Origin of the sequence: uncultured Maribacter sp., assembly GCF_947500985.1 — a bacterium.
GTDB lineage: Bacteria > Bacteroidota > Bacteroidia > Flavobacteriales > Flavobacteriaceae > Maribacter.
In genome coordinates this window covers 40,111-57,393 of the sequence record NZ_CANMTX010000010.1, presented here as the reverse complement: position 1 = coordinate 57,393, position 17,283 = coordinate 40,111, and the positions used below count along the sequence as shown (strand labels likewise).

At 32.6% G+C, this 17,283-nt stretch carries 18 protein-coding genes; 8 read left to right on the top strand and 10 right to left on the bottom strand.

Annotated features, from left to right (window positions below):
• Positions 1-6: 6 nt before the first annotated feature.
• Complete coding sequence (gene rsfS, locus Q0871_RS16885) at positions 7-381, bottom strand: ribosome silencing factor (RefSeq protein ID WP_133674568.1); 375 nt, start codon at positions 379-381, stop codon at positions 7-9.
• Between the two features lie 93 nt (positions 382-474).
• Between rsfS and Q0871_RS16880 the strand changes: the two genes are divergently transcribed.
• On the top strand, positions 475-1,206 hold the full coding sequence (locus tag Q0871_RS16880) for a biotin--[acetyl-CoA-carboxylase] ligase (protein ID WP_299325757.1): 732 nt from the start codon (positions 475-477) through the stop codon (positions 1,204-1,206).
• Here Q0871_RS16880 and Q0871_RS16875 read toward each other — a convergent pair.
• Together Q0871_RS16875 and pyrE are read right to left on the bottom strand one after the other, a co-directional pair.
• Positions 1,203-1,595, bottom strand: coding sequence for an SRPBCC family protein (locus tag Q0871_RS16875; RefSeq protein WP_299325755.1), 393 nt, complete (start codon positions 1,593-1,595; stop codon positions 1,203-1,205). The genes Q0871_RS16880 and Q0871_RS16875 overlap by 4 nt on opposite strands.
• 2 nt (positions 1,596-1,597) lie before the next feature.
• A complete protein-coding gene (pyrE, locus tag Q0871_RS16870) occupies positions 1,598-2,242 on the bottom strand; it encodes an orotate phosphoribosyltransferase (protein ID WP_299325753.1) in 645 nt (214 codons plus the stop codon).
• Positions 2,243-2,249: 7 nt separating this feature from the next.
• On the opposite strand from pyrE, the gene Q0871_RS16865 reads away from it, so the two are divergent.
• Positions 2,250-2,840, top strand: a complete 591-nt coding sequence (locus Q0871_RS16865; protein ID WP_299325751.1) for an NUDIX domain-containing protein — start codon at positions 2,250-2,252, stop codon at positions 2,838-2,840.
• 3 nt (positions 2,841-2,843) lie between these two features.
• Here Q0871_RS16865 and Q0871_RS16860 read toward each other — a convergent pair whose 3' ends face one another.
• From Q0871_RS16860 to Q0871_RS16835, 6 genes are all read right to left on the bottom strand, one after another.
• Positions 2,844-4,586, bottom strand: coding sequence for a M14 family metallopeptidase (locus Q0871_RS16860; RefSeq protein WP_299325749.1), 1,743 nt, complete (start codon positions 4,584-4,586; stop codon positions 2,844-2,846).
• Between the two features lie 67 nt (positions 4,587-4,653).
• Complete coding sequence (locus Q0871_RS16855; RefSeq protein WP_299325747.1) at positions 4,654-5,058, bottom strand: response regulator; 405 nt, start codon at positions 5,056-5,058, stop codon at positions 4,654-4,656.
• Positions 5,045-6,949, bottom strand: a complete 1,905-nt coding sequence (locus tag Q0871_RS16850) for a PAS domain-containing sensor histidine kinase (protein WP_299325745.1) — start codon at positions 6,947-6,949, stop codon at positions 5,045-5,047. Before Q0871_RS16850 ends, Q0871_RS16855 begins: the two co-directional genes overlap by 14 nt.
• Before the next feature lie 63 nt (positions 6,950-7,012).
• Positions 7,013-8,854: a PAS domain-containing protein gene (locus tag Q0871_RS16845; RefSeq protein ID WP_299325743.1), complete on the bottom strand. Its 1,842-nt coding sequence runs from the start codon at positions 8,852-8,854 to the stop codon at positions 7,013-7,015.
• A 123-nt stretch (positions 8,855-8,977) separates the two neighbouring features.
• Positions 8,978-9,430, bottom strand: coding sequence for a pantetheine-phosphate adenylyltransferase (coaD, locus tag Q0871_RS16840; RefSeq protein WP_133674577.1), 453 nt, complete (start codon positions 9,428-9,430; stop codon positions 8,978-8,980).
• A 31-nt stretch (positions 9,431-9,461) separates the two neighbouring features.
• Entirely contained in the window at positions 9,462-10,436 is a 975-nt protein-coding gene (locus tag Q0871_RS16835; protein ID WP_299325737.1) for a D-alanine--D-alanine ligase, read from the bottom strand.
• Between the two features lie 175 nt (positions 10,437-10,611).
• Between Q0871_RS16835 and Q0871_RS16830 the strand changes: the two genes are divergently transcribed.
• The 4 genes from Q0871_RS16830 (at position 10,612) to Q0871_RS16815 (ending at position 13,497) form a co-directional block, all read left to right on the top strand.
• Positions 10,612-11,202: a PASTA domain-containing protein gene (locus Q0871_RS16830; protein WP_299325735.1), complete on the top strand. Its 591-nt coding sequence runs from the start codon at positions 10,612-10,614 to the stop codon at positions 11,200-11,202.
• Positions 11,203-12,234: an RluA family pseudouridine synthase gene (locus tag Q0871_RS16825; RefSeq protein ID WP_299325732.1), complete on the top strand. Its 1,032-nt coding sequence runs from the start codon at positions 11,203-11,205 to the stop codon at positions 12,232-12,234.
• A 90-nt stretch (positions 12,235-12,324) separates the two neighbouring features.
• Positions 12,325-13,086: a peroxide stress protein YaaA gene (yaaA, locus tag Q0871_RS16820; protein WP_299325730.1), complete on the top strand. Its 762-nt coding sequence runs from the start codon at positions 12,325-12,327 to the stop codon at positions 13,084-13,086.
• Between the two features lie 45 nt (positions 13,087-13,131).
• The gene (locus tag Q0871_RS16815; RefSeq protein ID WP_299325729.1) at positions 13,132-13,497 is read left to right on the top strand and encodes a hypothetical protein; all 366 of its coding nucleotides are present in this window, start codon (positions 13,132-13,134) and stop codon (positions 13,495-13,497) included.
• A gap of 2 nt (positions 13,498-13,499) precedes the next feature.
• Here the strand turns inward: Q0871_RS16815 and Q0871_RS16810 are convergent, their stop codons facing one another.
• Positions 13,500-13,628 (bottom strand): 30S ribosomal protein THX, encoded by a 129-nt coding sequence (locus Q0871_RS16810; protein WP_073247302.1) that lies wholly within the window; start codon positions 13,626-13,628, stop codon positions 13,500-13,502.
• 83 nt (positions 13,629-13,711) lie between these two features.
• Between Q0871_RS16810 and Q0871_RS16805 the strand changes: the two genes are divergently transcribed.
• Both Q0871_RS16805 and Q0871_RS16800 read left to right on the top strand, forming a co-directional pair.
• Positions 13,712-14,380 (top strand): uracil-DNA glycosylase family protein, encoded by a 669-nt coding sequence (locus Q0871_RS16805; RefSeq protein WP_299325726.1) that lies wholly within the window; start codon positions 13,712-13,714, stop codon positions 14,378-14,380.
• Between the two features lie 297 nt (positions 14,381-14,677).
• Entirely contained in the window at positions 14,678-17,224 is a 2,547-nt protein-coding gene (locus tag Q0871_RS16800; RefSeq protein ID WP_299325724.1) for a phosphoenolpyruvate carboxylase, read from the top strand.
• Positions 17,225-17,283: the final 59 nt, after the last annotated feature.

Sequence of the window (17,283 nt, the reverse complement as noted above, 5' to 3'; positions counted from 1 at the left end):
TTTTTATTAGTTTACGCTACTTTCTATGGTTGTGAATTTTGCATCTCCCCATAAACCTTCTATATCATAAAATTCTCGTACTTGCTTCTGGAATACATGAACTACTACATTAACATAGTCCATTAATACCCATTCGGCATTGTCTTCGCCTTCTACGTGCCAAGGTTTATCTTGAATCGCTTTACTTACTGTTTTTTGGATAGAACCTACAATCGCATTTACATGCGTATTTGAAGTACCGTTACAAACTATGAAGTAGTCACAAACGGTATTCTCAATTTCTCTTAAATCTAATAGGTTAATGTTATGACCTTTTACTTCGTCAATTCCCTGAATTATTAATGCAATTAACTCATCTTTGCTAGTTTTACTTTCCTGCATTCAAAAATTTTAATTTTTACAAAGTTATTATTTTTTTGTTCTTTTAGGACTAGTTTTTAACAATAGATTATAGATTCACAATAAGAACAGTAAATGCAAATAATCAAACTTGATGCCACGCAATCTACAAACACCTATTTAAAAGAGTTATCATTTCAAAAAGAATTGAAAGATTTTACTGTAATTACAACTAGGAATCAAACTTCTGGCAGAGGTCAAATGAATGCAAAATGGGAATCTGAGCCAGGTAAAAACCTAGCTTTCAGTGTATTGAAGAGTAATATAGATGTACCTATTAAAGAAGTTTTTTTGGTAAGTGTTTGTGTGTCTCTTGCGATAATAGATGGTTTAAAACGTTTAGGTATACCTGATTTGAGTATAAAATGGCCTAACGACATTCTGTCAGGTAATAATAAAATAGGAGGTATTCTTATCGAAAATATTTTATCTGGATCTAAAATAAAACGAAGTATAGTTGGTTTTGGGTTGAATGTGAATCAAGAAGTGTTCGAAAAAGCTCCAAATGCGTCTTCATTAAAAAATATTGTGGGTACCGTATTTGATCTTGATTCGGTATTTTATTCTTTAATAGAACAATTGCATAGCTATTTAAATAAGCCAATACAATCTCTAGAGAATGAATTGTACGCTCAATATCATTCTCAATTATTTAAAATAGGAGAGAAGAGTACTTTTAAGAACCGACATGATACACTATTTAAAGGAACAATAGAGGAAGTTTCAATTAGCGGTAAGCTTATAGTGAAACTTGAAAATGGTGATTATCAAGAGTATGGGTTGAAAGAAATACAACTGTTGTATTAAACTGTACCCAAATTTGTTGATAATGTATTTATGAAATTAGTGATAGGTTTTTTTATCATCATCGCCATCATAGCATTGAATTCACCTTTAAAACTTAAAACGACCTCACTTTTGTCGCTTTCTATTTCTATAATATCTGCAGTTAACGTAAATGGTAGTTTTTCGCTGGCAGCACCTAAAACAATTTGGGTAAAAGGTGTTTGTTCTTTTTTCTCCAAAACAATTTCTGGCATTCCTTTTAAAGCAAAAAGAAATCTATTCTCGTTCAAAACTTCAAATTTGTCAATATTCTCTGGCATTAACTGTCTAAAATTAGGCAGGTCATTCAAAAAGTTGAAAGTATCTTCTGTACTTTTAGATACTTGTGTCTTTGGTGTTTCTATTAACATAACTATTTATTTGTCCATTTTGAAGGGTCTTTCCTCCATTCCATTAATGTAATTAACTGCTCTTCTTTTACATAACCAGTATCAGATGCTTGTTCAATAAGATATTCGTAGCTACTTAAAGTGTGCAGTTCGGTATTTTTTTCTTTAAAGTTATTTGCAGCTGTTTCAAAACCGTAAGTGAAAACGGCTAACATACCTTTTACGTTCGCATCAACAGCTCTTAAAGCATCAACAGCGTTTAAACTACTTTTGCCAGTACTAATCAAATCTTCAATGACGACAACTGTTTGGTGTGCTTCTAAATGACCTTCTATCTGATTTTGACGACCATGAGATTTAGGCTCAGGTCTTACGTATACGAAAGGTAAATTAAGTTTATCGGCAACTAGAGCTCCTATTCCTATTGCTCCTGTAGCAACCCCAACGATACAATCTGGCTTGCCATAAAGTTGTTCAACTTGCTTTGCCATTTCATCGCGAACGTAGTTTCTGATGATAGGATAAGAGAGTAAAATTCTATTGTCGCAATATATTGGAGATTTCCAGCCCGAAGCCCATGTAAAAGGATTTTCGGGTTTCAATTTTATTGCATTAATTTGCAGGAGAAGCTCTGCTGTTTTTTTTGCAGTGTTTTTGTCTAAAACCATGACGCAAATGTATAAAGTTTTTGTTAATGAATTGCCTTTGATTTTGACAAATAAACTCTCTGATACTACAAATGGGGAGTATTTTTTGTTAAATCAAGAATCTATTGAAGATGCAATAAGTTCATTGAGGAAAGGGAAGTTGAAAGAAGCGTTCATTTATCACCCTAACCACGATGAAATTTTAAAGAAGTTCACTAAAGAAATTCCTATGGTCATTGCTGGTGGTGGCGTGGTTAAAAATAAGAAAGGAAAAGTACTTTTTATCTATAGAAACGATAAATGGGATTTACCAAAAGGTAAGTTAGATAAGGGTGAATCTATAGAAGAATGTGCTATTCGCGAAGTTGAAGAAGAAACTGGCGTAAGAAATCTTGTTATTGATAGTTATATACGTACCACATATCACATTTTTAAACGTAACGGAGTCAATAAACTGAAGCAAGTATATTGGTACGCTATGAGTACCGATTTTGAAGGTACATTAAAACCTGAAAAAAAGGAAGGAATATTTAAAGTGAAATGGAAAGGCCCAGCTAAAATTCAAAAGGCTCTTGAGAATTCTTATGTAAATATTAAAATCTTGTTCGGCGAAGATTAGGTTTTACTTTTTTATTCTATACACAGGATATTGTAAATGTGCCTTTTCATAAAGTTCACTTTGTTTAAAAAGCCAGTCTAATTGCTTGTGCCAGTTTTCATTGAAATCTGAATCAAGCTTTTTTTTATTTTCAAATTTGGCTTTCAAAACAGCATCATTTTCTAGCATTTTTAATGCGGTATCTTCAAACACATAAGGTGAGAATCCTTCTTTTTGCTGTAGTATAGTGTCAAAGAAATTCCAATTAAAAAAGGAGTCAATTGCAGCGGGTTCTAATGTTTCTAAAAGATATCTAAAACCTGGTTGATTGGTAGGTATTATAATATCTCCCGCATGAAATTCTTTAGTGCTATTTGTGACGTTTACGGTAGTATTATAATGAGGGTAGTGCCCTTCATAGGGCGATGTGTACGTTTTATAATCATTGATTTTATAAGATTCTACTGCAAGTGTCGAATCTTTTTGAAGCGTGGTGTATAGGATCTTATTTAATTCTAATTTTTCAATTACATTTTGCCATTGTCTACCTAAAATATATGCTTTAGGAATTTTAACGGAATCTGAAGATTTATAATAATCTTGATAAGCAACTTCGGTTTCAATCGGCAACTCTCGGTTGTACTTTAGCCTTTTTAAACCAGTAACCGCACTAATAATAGTATCTGCCTTAAAGCCTTTGAAAATATAATTAGATACTTTGGTGGTATCAATTGTCCATGCTATGTAGTAATATTCATCTTCGTCAAAAGATGATAAAGCGGCATCACGTAGCTTTCTAATTTTATCGCCATCTTTTTCAGTTATGGCAATCATTTTTCGCATCAATTCATAAGTTCCTGCTACACGCTTGTCGTATGGTTTTAACATATGTGTCTCGACCATCATACCTACAGTATTGAACAGTGTAGTATAGCCGGTAGAATATCTTGGGTGGTCCATAAATTGTTGAAATCCCTTTTCTGGTGGAGTATTAAATACATTCACATACGGAGTAATATCCCAATTCGATTTTGCTAATGATTCTTGTAATTGAGGCATCAATGAATCATGAATATATTCACCTAATTTTCCGCCTAATTTATTATGTTGTGTAAAGAGATGGGTTAAGGCATATTGGTAATCGGCACCATTGCTAACATGATTGTCTATAAACACATCAGGATTTATAAGATGAAATATTTCGGCAAAAGTTGCAGCGTTCTTGGTATCGGTTTTAATGAAATCTCTATTAAGATCATAATTTTTGGCATTACCTCTAAATCCGTATTCCAGAGGTCCATTTTGGTTAGCTCTAGAAGTACTATTTCTGTTTAATGCACCACCAACGTTGTAAATAGGTATAGTAGCTATGATCGTCTCTTTCGGTGTTTCAATTTCATTGCTTGCCAAATCACGAAAAAGTAACATGGTGGCATCAATACCATCACTTTCACCTGGGTGAATACCGTTGTTAATCAACATCATGGTATTATTTTCACCTAATTTTTTAAAATCAAAATCACCCTTTGTACTATAGGTGACTACGTGTAATGGTTTTCCGCTATCAGTTGTGCCAATGGTCTGTATGTTTATAGTAGAAAACTCTTGAGACAGTTTTAGGTAAAAATCTAGTACCTGTTCATAGGTCGCAGTTTCTGTCTTGTTCGAAGTTTCGAAAGGAGTCGGGTAATTGGTTTTGGTATTTTCAACTTTACTCTCGCAAGAGAAAAATAAAATAGCCAAAAAGAAGAGTGATATATATTTCATGTACAAACAATTAAAGAGGTGATTAGTGCCAATAATTGATTGTAAAAATAACGATTACTTTATAGCATTAAGCAAGTTGAGTAATTTCTGTTATTTTATTTCTGTCGATTGGTTTTTGATTGAAAGTGATTAAATGGTGGCTTTTATTTTTAAAAAACTCCCATTGTTTATAATCGCGAGGGTCGATTGATGATGTTACAATATTTATTCTAATAGTTTGGGTAATTGGAAGCTCGAGAAAAGCTTTTAGAAATTCCCATCCATCCATAATTGGCATGTTAATATCTAAAAATATAATCTGAGGTATTTGCTGGTTATTATTTAAAAAAGCTGTTATTGCGTCTAATGCAATTTTACCATTGGAATAAGATTCAATAGTGTTGTATTCAACACTTGAAGTTATTAATTTACGTAAACCGAAGACCGTTATAGCATCATCGTCAATAATGGTAATATCACTAATTTTTGTCATTGAAGAAAATTTTAAATTCTGTTCCTTTTCCAGTTTCGCTAGTTACTTCCACTTTACCGTTCATGGCATCAATTTGATTTTTAGTAAGGTATAAACCGATACCTCTAGCATCTTTGTGTTCATGAAATGTGTTGTACATACCAAATAGTTTTTTTCCATATTTATCTAAATCAATACCTAAACCGTTATCAGTAATGGTTAAAATAGAATAGCCTCCCTTTTTCTCTGCACTTAAAATTACAAGGGCTTCTCTATCTGGATGTTTGTATTTTATCGCATTAGTGATAAAGTTTGTTAATATACTATCTAAGTATGCTGGTACGGATTTTATGTTGAAATTATCCGGAATGTTGTTTTCAATCTTCCCACTATTTATAGCAATAAAAGGAGAAAGATTATCACACAAGTCAATTACTTTATTATTTAGATTTATTTCTTTGATTGCAATATTTGTATTTGTATTTATTGAAACAACTTCATTAAGGTTATCTAATGTTTCCAATAAATTATTTGAAGCCGTAGTAAGCATTGATATTATATTTTTCTTTTCTCCCTCATCTTTTTCGGTTTCTAAAAAATTTAAAAGCATTGAAAAATTAGCCGAGTGGGAACGTAAATTATGCGAAACAATATGTGCAAAGTTTAATAACTTTTTGTTCTGTACCGACGCAATATTTATAATATTTCTAAGCTCTTTTTCTTTTTCTTTTAGTTTAGAAATATCTAGACTAATACCCACAAGCCCATAAGCAAAACCTTTGTTATTTAATAATGGTATTTTAGAACTCAAAAAAGAAGTTTGTTTACCGTCTATAGTGGTTTTAACGGTTTCTTTTCCAATTACAGGTTTAAGAGTATTCATTACCTCTAAATCTTCTTCTCTAGATTTTTCGGCTGCTTCATAAGGGTAGAGTTCAAAATCACTCTTACCGATAATTTCTTTTGGGTCGTTAACTCCTAAATATTCACATTCTGCTTTGTTGATTAGAATCTTTCTTGATTCCGTATCCTTTATGTAAACGTTTACAGGTAAATTGTCAATGAGTGTTCTTAATAGTTTTTCATTATTAATAATTTTTATGTCAGCTTCTACCTGTTCGTGTATGTCTTGAAAGGTACCGATTAATCCGACCATTTCACCTTTGTTAAAAATAGGTTTTCCCCCGGCCATTACCCACTTTTCCTTACCTGTTGTTGTAATAATTTGTAGCTTTAGATTGCTCCATGGTTTTCCTTTATCTTGAGCTTCAAAAAGAGCCATAGATATAGCGTTTCTACTATGCCCTTCTTTATAATAAAAAAGAGCAGTTTCAATATTTGGAGAAAAATGTTCAGGTACTTCATGAATAGCTTTTGTGGTAGAACACCAAAATAGTTGGTTATCAACAATGTTATATTCCCATCTTCCAATTTTGGTAATTTCTGCTTGTTGTTGTAATAATAAATCTTTTTTATTGAGTTCTAATTCATTACTAACGGCGTCGGTAATATTATTTAATTGTATAATTGCTCCTACAATATTCTCATTGGTATCATACCAAGGTGCATTGATCCATTCGAACCAAAGTTCATTATTTTTAGTATCTATGGTTTTATGAATACCCATAGGCTGAGGATTACCTTTAAAGCAGTTTTCTAATACCATTTTCCATTTTTCACTTAAATTCGGAAAAACCGCAAATAAGCTTCTAGAGTTATCACACTCCTCATTTTCATTAAAAATACTCGTCCACTTGTCAGATGTCTGAACAATGTTATAATTAGTGTCTACGAAAGCCGTTGGTGTTGGCAATTGTCTAATTAGGTACGAGGTATTAGATACCTGGGGAACTTTTATCATACCGATGTAATTTCCTACGAATGTAGTGGGATTGTTTATTTGTTGGGACATAATTGTTGTGAATGTTATCATTTGCGTTGTAAAACAATCAATAATCTATTTATTCAATTAATTTTATTTTTTGTTGAAGTGAAACCTAAAAGTGGTTCCTTCATTTGGCATACTCTCTACGGTTATTTTTCCGTTCATAGCTTCCATTTGGTTTTTAGTAATGTATAGACCAATACCTCTAGAATCTTTATTTCTGTGGAAAGTTTTGTAAAGCCCAAACAACTGATTACCATATTTTTCTAAATCAATACCCAGACCGTTATCTTCAATACTTAAAACAGTATAGTTTTTATTCTCTTCAATACTTAATATGATAATAGGTTTTTTATCATGACTTCTATATTTAATAGAGTTGGTAATACAATTAGTCAAAATACTATTAAGATACGCGGGTAATGCCTTTACTTGAGTTGTCTCTGGTATTTCATTAATAATTTTACCATAAGTTTCTTTTAATAAGCCAGTGACGTTCTGTTCAACAACAAATAGGCTTTCATTTAAAGAAAGTAATTTTTTCTCTTCATTAATACTAGACTTTACAGCAACAATCTCTCGAAGCCCTTTTATGGTTTCAGATAAGTTATCTGAAGCGCTGAACAACATATTCATGTATTTGTTACGTTGAATCTTTCCGGTTTCATCATTTAAGAAATTAAGTAACAACGAGAAGTTAGTAGCATGAGTTTTTAAATTATGAGAAACCATGTGCGCAAAATTAAGTAGTTGCTCATTTTTCTCTCTTGAGGATGCAATGGTGCTCTTTAGGTTTCTCTCTAGTTTTGTCTGAGAAGTAATGTTTTCAAAGGTGCATAGCACACTTGTGACGCCAGAGTTACCTTCTACTAGAGTACCTGTCATCTTAATATTGATATTATGTTTCTTTTGGTTGGTATAGGTGAACTTAACAGGTTTAAAAGAACCATGTTCTTTTAGTTGGTTTTTAAGTTCAGCGCCTTTGCTTTTGATATGTGAGTTTACAAAATTTTTAAAATTATGACCTAAAAAATGTTCTTTTTCAAACGAGGTAAGTTTTATAAATTGTTCATTTACATCTAAAAGTTTACCGGTAGTAAAATTTATAATTGCTAGTCCGAATGGTACTTTCTCAAATAAAGGATACTCGGTAGGCGATTGATTTAAAGCATTTTTTTTCTGTAATGTGCTTTCATCAATATTTTGAATTGTACCTATTATTCTGGTGCATTTACTTTCCTTGAATTTGGGTCTGCCAATAGTATTAACCCATATAACTTCTCCATCAGATTTTCTTAACCGCAATTTTTCATTCCATGGTTTACCTGAATCAATTGCTTCAGTAACTAGTTTTTTAATTATTTCTTGAGATTCTTTAAGATAGAAATTGATAGAATTTTCTAGCGTAGGTTGATACTCTGAAGGTAAACCGTAGATTTTATTTACTATTGGGGTCCAATGTAATTCTTCTTTTTGTACATCATAGTCCCAACTACCTATTTTCGCAACAGAACTCTTTTGGTTTAGAATAAGTTTAGTCTTGCTAAGTTCCATTTCAAGTTCTTGAGTTTTTGAAATTGGATCTACTTTAATTATAACACCTATAATATTGCCATAACCATCTTTCCAAGGGTTTAAGTGCCAAATAGAATCTTTAGAAGAGTATTGGCAATCTTTAGCATTATATTTAAACTTAATATCTCTTAATCCCTCTAAGCTATAATTAAGTCTAGACTTTAAATCTTGAGATAATTCAGAAAAAAGATCAAGAAAGTATTTTCCTTCAATATCATTCAAATCCAATTCAAAATTTGCTTGCCATCTTGGAGAGGCACTGATCAGTTTGAAATCTGTATCAATTATAACTATAGATGACGGAATCTGATTTATCCAATCTAAAGAAAAAGATGAGCTATTTTGTGATTTAAACATATTTTTGTTGAATTTTCCTACTAATTTATAGGAATATTCTAACTTACGTTTAGCTTTTGTTGTGTTTTTGCTTAAAAGTGTGGTTGAAGTGGTCTATGATGTTGTGAGGCCGATGAACTACATCTATTTTCTTACAGAATCGGGTACTAAGCCCGTATAGTCACCACCGTTGCGTATTACGTCTCTTACAATAGATGAGCTTATATATGATTTCCCCGATGAGGTCAATAAAAACACGGTTTCTATCTCCGATAACTTACGGTTAGTATGGGCAATTGCCTTCTCAAATTCAAAATCACCAGGATTACGTAATCCCCTTAAAATAAAATTTGCATCTACTTTCTTACAAAAATCAACTGTTAGACCTGTATATGACTTTACTGAAATAGAAGGCACGTCTTTAAATGCCTCTTCTATAAATGAAATACGCTGTTCTAAACTGAACATGTATTTTTTATCTGCATTTTTTCCAATGGCGATTATTATTTCGTCGAACAGCGTTATGCCACGCATAATAATATCATGATGCCCTAATGTTAAAGGATCAAAAGAACCAGGAAAAATTGCGCGTCTCATAGGTGGGTTTTACGTTTTAAATATAGTTAATTTAAGCCAATGCCTCGTTAATTGCATACTCAAATAACATACCTAGCTCAATGCCAGCTTCTTTAGCTTGTTGTGGTAGTATACTTTCTGTAGTAAGACCAGGTGTAGTGTTCATCTCTAACAAGAAAGGTTCGTTGCCGATAAATATAAATTCACTTCTAGAAAAGCCTGTCATTTTAAGAACATCGTATATTCTTTTAGATGCGATCGTTACTTTTTCTAATTGTTCAGGATTTATTCTTGCAGGAGTAATTTCTTGCGACTTACCTTCATATTTTGCTTGGTAGTCAAAGAAGTCATTTTCAGAAACAATTTCTGTAATCGGGAAAACTGTTGTTTTGCCATTTAGTTTTAGAACGCCCACAGATACTTCTGTACCGTCAAGAAAACCTTCAATAATAATTTCATCATCTTCTTTATAAGCAGTTTCTATAGCACTTTTTAGCTCTTCTGCTTTATAGACTTTAGTAATACCGAAACTACTACCAGACTTATTTGCCTTTACGAAACAAGGTAGCTTTACTTTATTTATTATTTCTGCTTCATTTATTTCATCGCCTAAATTTAGGTAGTAAGATGGTGCAGCCTTAATTCCGTAAGGTTTCAATACACTAAGCAAATCTCTTTTATTGAACGTAAGGGCTGCTTGATAAAAATCGCAAGAGGTGTGTTTTATCTCTAATAGTTCAAAATAAGCCTGCATGAGTCCGTCTTCACCAGGCGAACCATGTATGGCGTTAAAAACACAATCAAACGTTATTGATGTGCCGTTTAAAGGGATGGAGAAGTCGTTTCGATCAATTGCCGTTTCGTTACCGGCATCATCTACATAGACCCATTTGCTCTTGAAAATATGTATTCTGTAAAGATTGAATTTTTCTTTGTTCAGGTAATCATAGACCACATTTCCACTTTTAAGCGATATTTCATATTCACTAGAATACCCGCCCATTATAATTGCTATATTTTTTTTCATTTTATGGTCTATTAAGAATGTGAAAGCAAAGATGAAGTATTGAAATAAAATAAAAAAGAAAACGAACAGCATTCATAAAAAATGAATTAAATTTTTTAAGTAAGATGTAACTATAAACCGAAGCTGCTAAAAGGTATGTGGGCATTTACTATATTTGTCTGGTCAAATAATATGTATGAGGAATTTTTTCAATTTTTTAAAAAGTAAGACTTTTTTAATTCAGCTTGGTCTTGCGTTGTTGGTATTGACGATTGTGATTTTTGTCACATTAAGATACCTGAACAGTACCACCAATCATGGTGAGTTTGTAGAAGTGCCAGATTTCTCAAAAAAATCTGTTATGGATATGAGAAAATCTATTGAAGAAGCAGGCTTAAGATATGAAGTGCTTGATTCGGCAAATTACAATCCAGATTACCCTAGGTTTTCTATCATTGAGCAGGATCCTACTGCAGGTTCAAAAGTAAAGGAGAATAGAAAAATATATTTTACCGTTAATCCGTCAGGATATAAAAAAGTAACCGTTCCTAAAATTATTCAAGTAACCAAGCGTAACGCATCTTCTATGTTGAAGGCAGTGGGTTTAGATGTACAAAGGGTAACCTATGTAGACGAGTTGGGTAAGGATATGGTATACCAAATAAAATTTAAGGGCAAGTATGTTAAGCCTGGCGATAAGCTACCTAAAACTTCTAAAATAGAGTTGATTTGTGGTAATGGTAGTATTACAGAAAGAGCGGTAATTAAATCGGAATCTGAAGATTAGATGGAGGAGAATATTGTGCAGCCAGAGAATGAAGATGGAGAGCTTTTTGAGCACCATAGGGTAGTAGCGTCAAAAGGGCAAGAGCCTTTACGTGTAGATAAATTTTTAATGAATTTCATTGAAAATGCTACAAGAAATAAAATACAACAATCTGCAAAAGGCGGTCATGTTTGGGTTAATGATGAGATTGTAAAATCTAATTATAAGGTCAAAGCAGGCGATGAGGTCAAGGTATTATTTGAGCATCCGCCACATGAGTTTTTGTTGGTACCAGAAGATATTCCATTAGATATCGTCTATGAAGATGATGTACTCTTGGTAGTTAACAAACCTGCAGGTATGGTGGTTCACCCAGGTCATGGTAATTATTCGGGTACATTAATAAATGCCTTAATTTTTCATACCGATAATTTACCGGCAAATAGTAATGAGAGACCAGGTTTGGTGCATCGTATAGATAAAGATACTTCTGGTTTATTAGTAGTAGCAAAGACCGAAGCTGCCATGACCCATTTGGCAAAACAATTTTTCGATAAAACTTCTGAACGAGAGTATGTAGCTTTAGTTTGGGGTAATGTAGAAGAAGACGAAGGTACAGTAGTAGGTCATGTAGGTAGAAACCCTAAAAACCGTCTACAAATGCATGTTTTTCCTGAAGGGGAAGAAGGTAAAGCAGCCGTTACTCATTTCAAGGTATTAGAAAGATTAGGGTATGTTACACTTGTGTCATGTAAATTGGAGACAGGTAGAACACATCAAATTCGTGTGCATATGAAGTACATAGGCCATACGTTATTTAATGATGAACGTTATGGTGGTGAGAAAATTTTAAAAGGAACAACCTTTACAAAATACAAGCAATTTGTTGAGAACACTTTTAAATTATTACCTAGGCAGGCGTTACATGCGAAGACATTAGGTTTTGTACACCCAGTAACCGGTGAACGTATGAGTTTCGATTCAGAAGTGCCAGAAGATATGACCAAAGCTATTGAAAAATGGCGTGGTTACACTAAAAACAGCACAGAATAAGTTTCTTCGATACCGCTATTTAAACTCTTTTTTATCTTTTGTAGGTCTTCCTACTTATCCTGTTTATTTTTGGGCATCTAAAATTGCACTATGAAAATTGTTATTTCTCCGGCTAAGTCATTGAATTACGAAAGTGAACTTCCGATGGCAAAATTTACTTCTCCAAAATTTATAGAAGATGCTGAAAAGCTAAATAAAATTCTAAAGAAAAAGAAGCCGGTAGCACTTTCAGAATTGATGTCTATTTCAGATAATTTGGCGCAACTGAACTGGCAGCGTAATCAAGATTTTACAACACCGTTTACACCAGAGAATTCTAGACCGGCAATATATGCCTTTAGCGGTGATGTATATACAGGGTTAGACGCTTACACTTTATCCGAAGAAAAAATGGATAAGCTACAACAAAGCCTTAGAATTTTATCGGGACAATATGGTATGCTGAAACCTCTAGATTTAATGCAGCCTTACCGTTTAGAAATGGGTACTTCATTAAAAATTGGTAGAAATAAGAACTTATATGAATATTGGGGTAGTAGGCTTACTGATCATTTAAATGATGAAATGACCGATGGTGAATTGCTTGTTAATTTGGCAAGTAATGAATATTATAGTGCGCTACAACCAAAGCATATTAAAGCAGAAATTATTACACCGATTTTCAAAGATTGGAAAAATGATAAATTGAAAATAATAAGCTTCTTTGCCAAGAAAGCTAGAGGTGCTATGGTAAGATATATTTTAGACTCAGACGCAAAAACACTTACCGATATAAAAGGTTTTAATCTAGACGATTATGAATTTAGTCAAGAGCATACCTTAAAAGAAAACCAGCCAGTCTTTATTAGATAAAATATAATCTACTCTTTTTCGTTCTTAGCTATATAAAATACGTCTATGAAAAGGGTTCTATTGCTTTCTGTAATTTGTGTTGTATTACTATTCTCTTGCACAGATAGAGATGACGAAGTTAACTTGGTTAATATTCGTATTCTAAACAGTACAGAACTTTTGTTTACAGAAGTTCGTGTAGCAGAGAAAGATACTGTTTATGAGAATGTAGAAGCTGGTAAGTTTTCTGAGTATATGGAATTTGAAACTGGCTATGCCAATACTACAATATCAATTCTTACAGATTCAACTAGTTTGAATTATACCCCTGCAGAAGTATCTTCAGACTCATTACCATTAGGTTTTTATACCTACGAGATTACTTTAGATGAAGAAAATCAAGTAGGGCTAACATTTAGAATAGATGATTAAGGTTATTTCTTTTTACTAATTTTTATCTTTTCTTCAATAGTAGGTCTTTTTTTAATTTTACGTGGTCGTCTTGCCCCGTAAGAATTATTAGATATTTTCCCTTTTTTTGATTTTTTATCTCCCTTTCCCATAACTCGTTTAATTAGGTTTCTTTTAAAGTTAGTAATTTAGAAATCATTTGTCTGTATAATAGACTCATGAAAATAAATCACTAATGCAATACGTATTTAACCATACGCACCCTTACGAACCTTTTATTGACCATACTACCGAAAAACTAATTGTAGGTACTTTGCCACCGCCACGTTTTACTACTGGCGAGTTGAAAAAAGGTGATGTTGATTTCTGTTATGGTAGTAAAGACGGACAGTTATGGCCTATTCTAAATAAAATTTTCGATTTAAATCTAGCATTTGAAACTACTGATCAGGCAATAGAACAACGCAAAGCATTTTTGAGAGATAGAAAGATCGGAGTATGTGATATTGTAGCTTCAGCAGAACGTACAAAAATAGATGCCTCAGATATTGGTATGCAAAATATTGAATTAAGAGATGTGTTGAGTTATTTAGAAAAGTATACCAAAGTACATACGCTTTTATTTACAGGAGGTAACAGCAAAAATGGTCCTGAATACTTTTTTAGAAAGCATTTAAAAGAGTACTCGGTGTCGCTAGTAAGAATTTCTGATGAAGTACCTAGAATTCATGAATTCACTCATCCCATCACTGGTAAAACTATTAAAACAGTTTGTTTAATTGCACCTTCTGGGGCGGCAAATAGGGCAGTGGGTAGTCTTGTTGGTTATAAGAAGATGAAGATGCAAGATCTTACTTTTAATACGATAGATTTTAGAGTGCTACAGTATAAAGATTATTTCTGACCCGAAAAGATATTTTCAAAACTTCTTAAAACTAAAAAGAGTCTTGCTTTTAAAACAAGACTCTTTTACGAGAACACTATATGAAAATGAAAAATTTTATTACTTATTTACAATGTAAAGGTAGAAAGCATTAGCTGTTTTATGGAATATTTGTTGTCAATACGCACTATTTTGTGGTATACTTCTATGAAATTGATATTTCACAAAAATCATTCTCCAAATTCTCTTGGAATAGCGATATTTATGTTCGAATTTTAGCAAGTTTGCCATAACGGTATGGTCCAAAGTTTTTAATATATGCAACAACAAGAAAGGTTGGCAGAATTTAAGAAATCTGTCCAAAATAAGTTTAATGTCTATAACAGTCTATTTTTAAACCTACCCTATAAGAATATTGAGAATGTGGGTATGTTGATTCCGTTATTGCTGAATCAATCTGAAAAGGGATTGAGCGAAGGTCTTAATCCGAAAGAAATTCTAGAAAACTTTTTTGAGAACTTTGTAGAAATAAAATCAGAAAAAGAGCAGATAGATTTTATGTTCCGTATTATCCAGTACGTAGAGCGCCAAGTGGTTCTTTATGATAGTGTAGAAGATGCTGCGTTCCCGAAGTTGCAAAAACATTCTAGTTCTTTATCATTGAAAGATTATTTTCAGTTAGTTGAGAAAAATAATTCATGGGATACTATTTGGGATAAACTGAGTAATTTCAGCGCAAGAATAGTGCTTACAGCGCACCCAACACAGTTCTATACACCAGCAGTTTTAGATATAATCACCAATCTTAGAACATTAATCTTAGAAGATAAAATAGATGAGATCGATGTAGGTCTACAACAATTAGGACTCACATCTTTAATAAACGCTAAGAAGCCTACACCTTTAGATGAAGCAAAAAATATTATTTATACATTAAGACATGTATACTATGATGCTATTGGTGAAATGTATGCATATATCAAAGGTAGTGTAGGATCAAAAGCCTTTGAAAATCATGATATAGTAAAATTAGGTTTTTGGCCTGGTGGTGACCGTGACGGTAATCCGTTCGTAACAGCAGATATTACTAGAGATGTAATGAACGAGCTTCGTTTAACTTTAATGAAGTGCTATTACAACGATTTAAAAGGGCTGGTTCATAAACTTACCTTTAAAGATGTTCAAGAACCATTACAAAAGTTAAGATCTAATCTTTATACCGCTATGTTCGATAGCTCTAAAGATATTGGTTATGAAGATTTAATTATACCGTTAGAAGAAATCAGATTAATACTTATTGAAAAATATCAGAGCCTTTATTTAAAAGATTTAGAGCTGTTAATTGATAAGGTGAAAATCTTTAAAGTTCACTTTGCAACGATAGATATTCGTCAAGACCATAGTATGCATACTAAGGTGATGGTTGAGGTTTTGAAAAAGAACGGATTGATCAAAGAAGACCTAAGTGAATTATCTGAAGAAAAATTGATTGATATTCTTTTACATGAGAATTTGAATTTAGTAGCAGATGATTATGAAGAAGATATTGTAAAAGATACTGTTAAGAACATACTTCAACTACAGACCATTCAAGATAAGAATGGCGAAGAAGGTTGTAATAGATACATCATTAGTAATTCTGAAGATGTATTCTCTATTCTTTTTGTTTATGCACTATTTAGATGGTGTGGTTGGGCAGGTAAAGATATTACTTTTGATATCGTACCATTGTTTGAAACAATGAACGGAATGGATAATGCGCAGGCTACCATGCAGCTTTTATTCAATTTACCAGAGTATAAAGCGCACGTTAAAAATAGAAATGATAAGCAGACTATTATGCTTGGTTTTTCTGATGGTACAAAAGATGGTGGTTACCTAAAAGCGAACTGGTCTATTTTAAAAACTAAAGAAGAACTTTCAGAAGTTTGCGACGAACATGGTATAGCAGCTATATTCTTTGACGGTAGGGGTGGACCACCAGCAAGAGGTGGTGGTAAAACGCATCGTTTTTATGCAGCACAGACAAATAAAGTTGCGAATAACGAAATTCAACTGACCATTCAAGGGCAGACCATTACTAGTACGTATGGTACAAAAGAACAGTTCATTTATAACAGTGAGCAGTTATTGACAGCCGGACTATCAAATACAATTTTAGAGAAGGAAATTGTTATATCAGATTCAGATAGAGAGCTGATAGAAGAGTTATCTGAAATGAGTTTTGAAAAATATGACGACTTAAAGCATCATGATAAGTTTATGCCATATTTAGAAAATATGAGTACGCTTAAATATTATACAAAAGCAAATATTGGTAGTAGACCAGGTAAAAGAGGGAATAAGGCTAAGTTAGAGTTGTCAGATTTACGTGCAATTTCTTTTGTAGGTTCTTGGAGCCAATTAAAGCAAAATGTACCAGGATATTATGGTATAGGTACAGCTTTAAAAAACTTAGAAGACAGTGGAAGATTTGCTGAAGCTCAGAAACTTTACCAAGAGGTACCATTCTTTCAAGCTTTAATGATGAATAGTATGATGAGTCTTTCTAAATGTTATTTTGAATTGACCAGTTATATGAAAGAGAATGAGGAATACGGGGTATTCTGGGAGATTTTATTGGCAGAATACCAGCTTTCTAAAGCAATGTTGTTGAAATTATCAGGAATGGAAATTTTAATGCAAAAAGAGGCAATTTCTAGAGAGTCTATTAAGATTAGAGAGAATATTGTTTTACCGTTATTGGTTATACAACAATATGCACTTCAAAGAATAGGTGAGGGAACGGAGTATAAAGAGTTATATGAGAAAATTGTAACACGATCTTTATATGGTAATATTAATGCTAGTAGGAATTCGGCATAATATTTTTTAGTAAAATTTAAAAAGGCTCTGTAAATTTAATTACAGAGCCTTTTTTTATT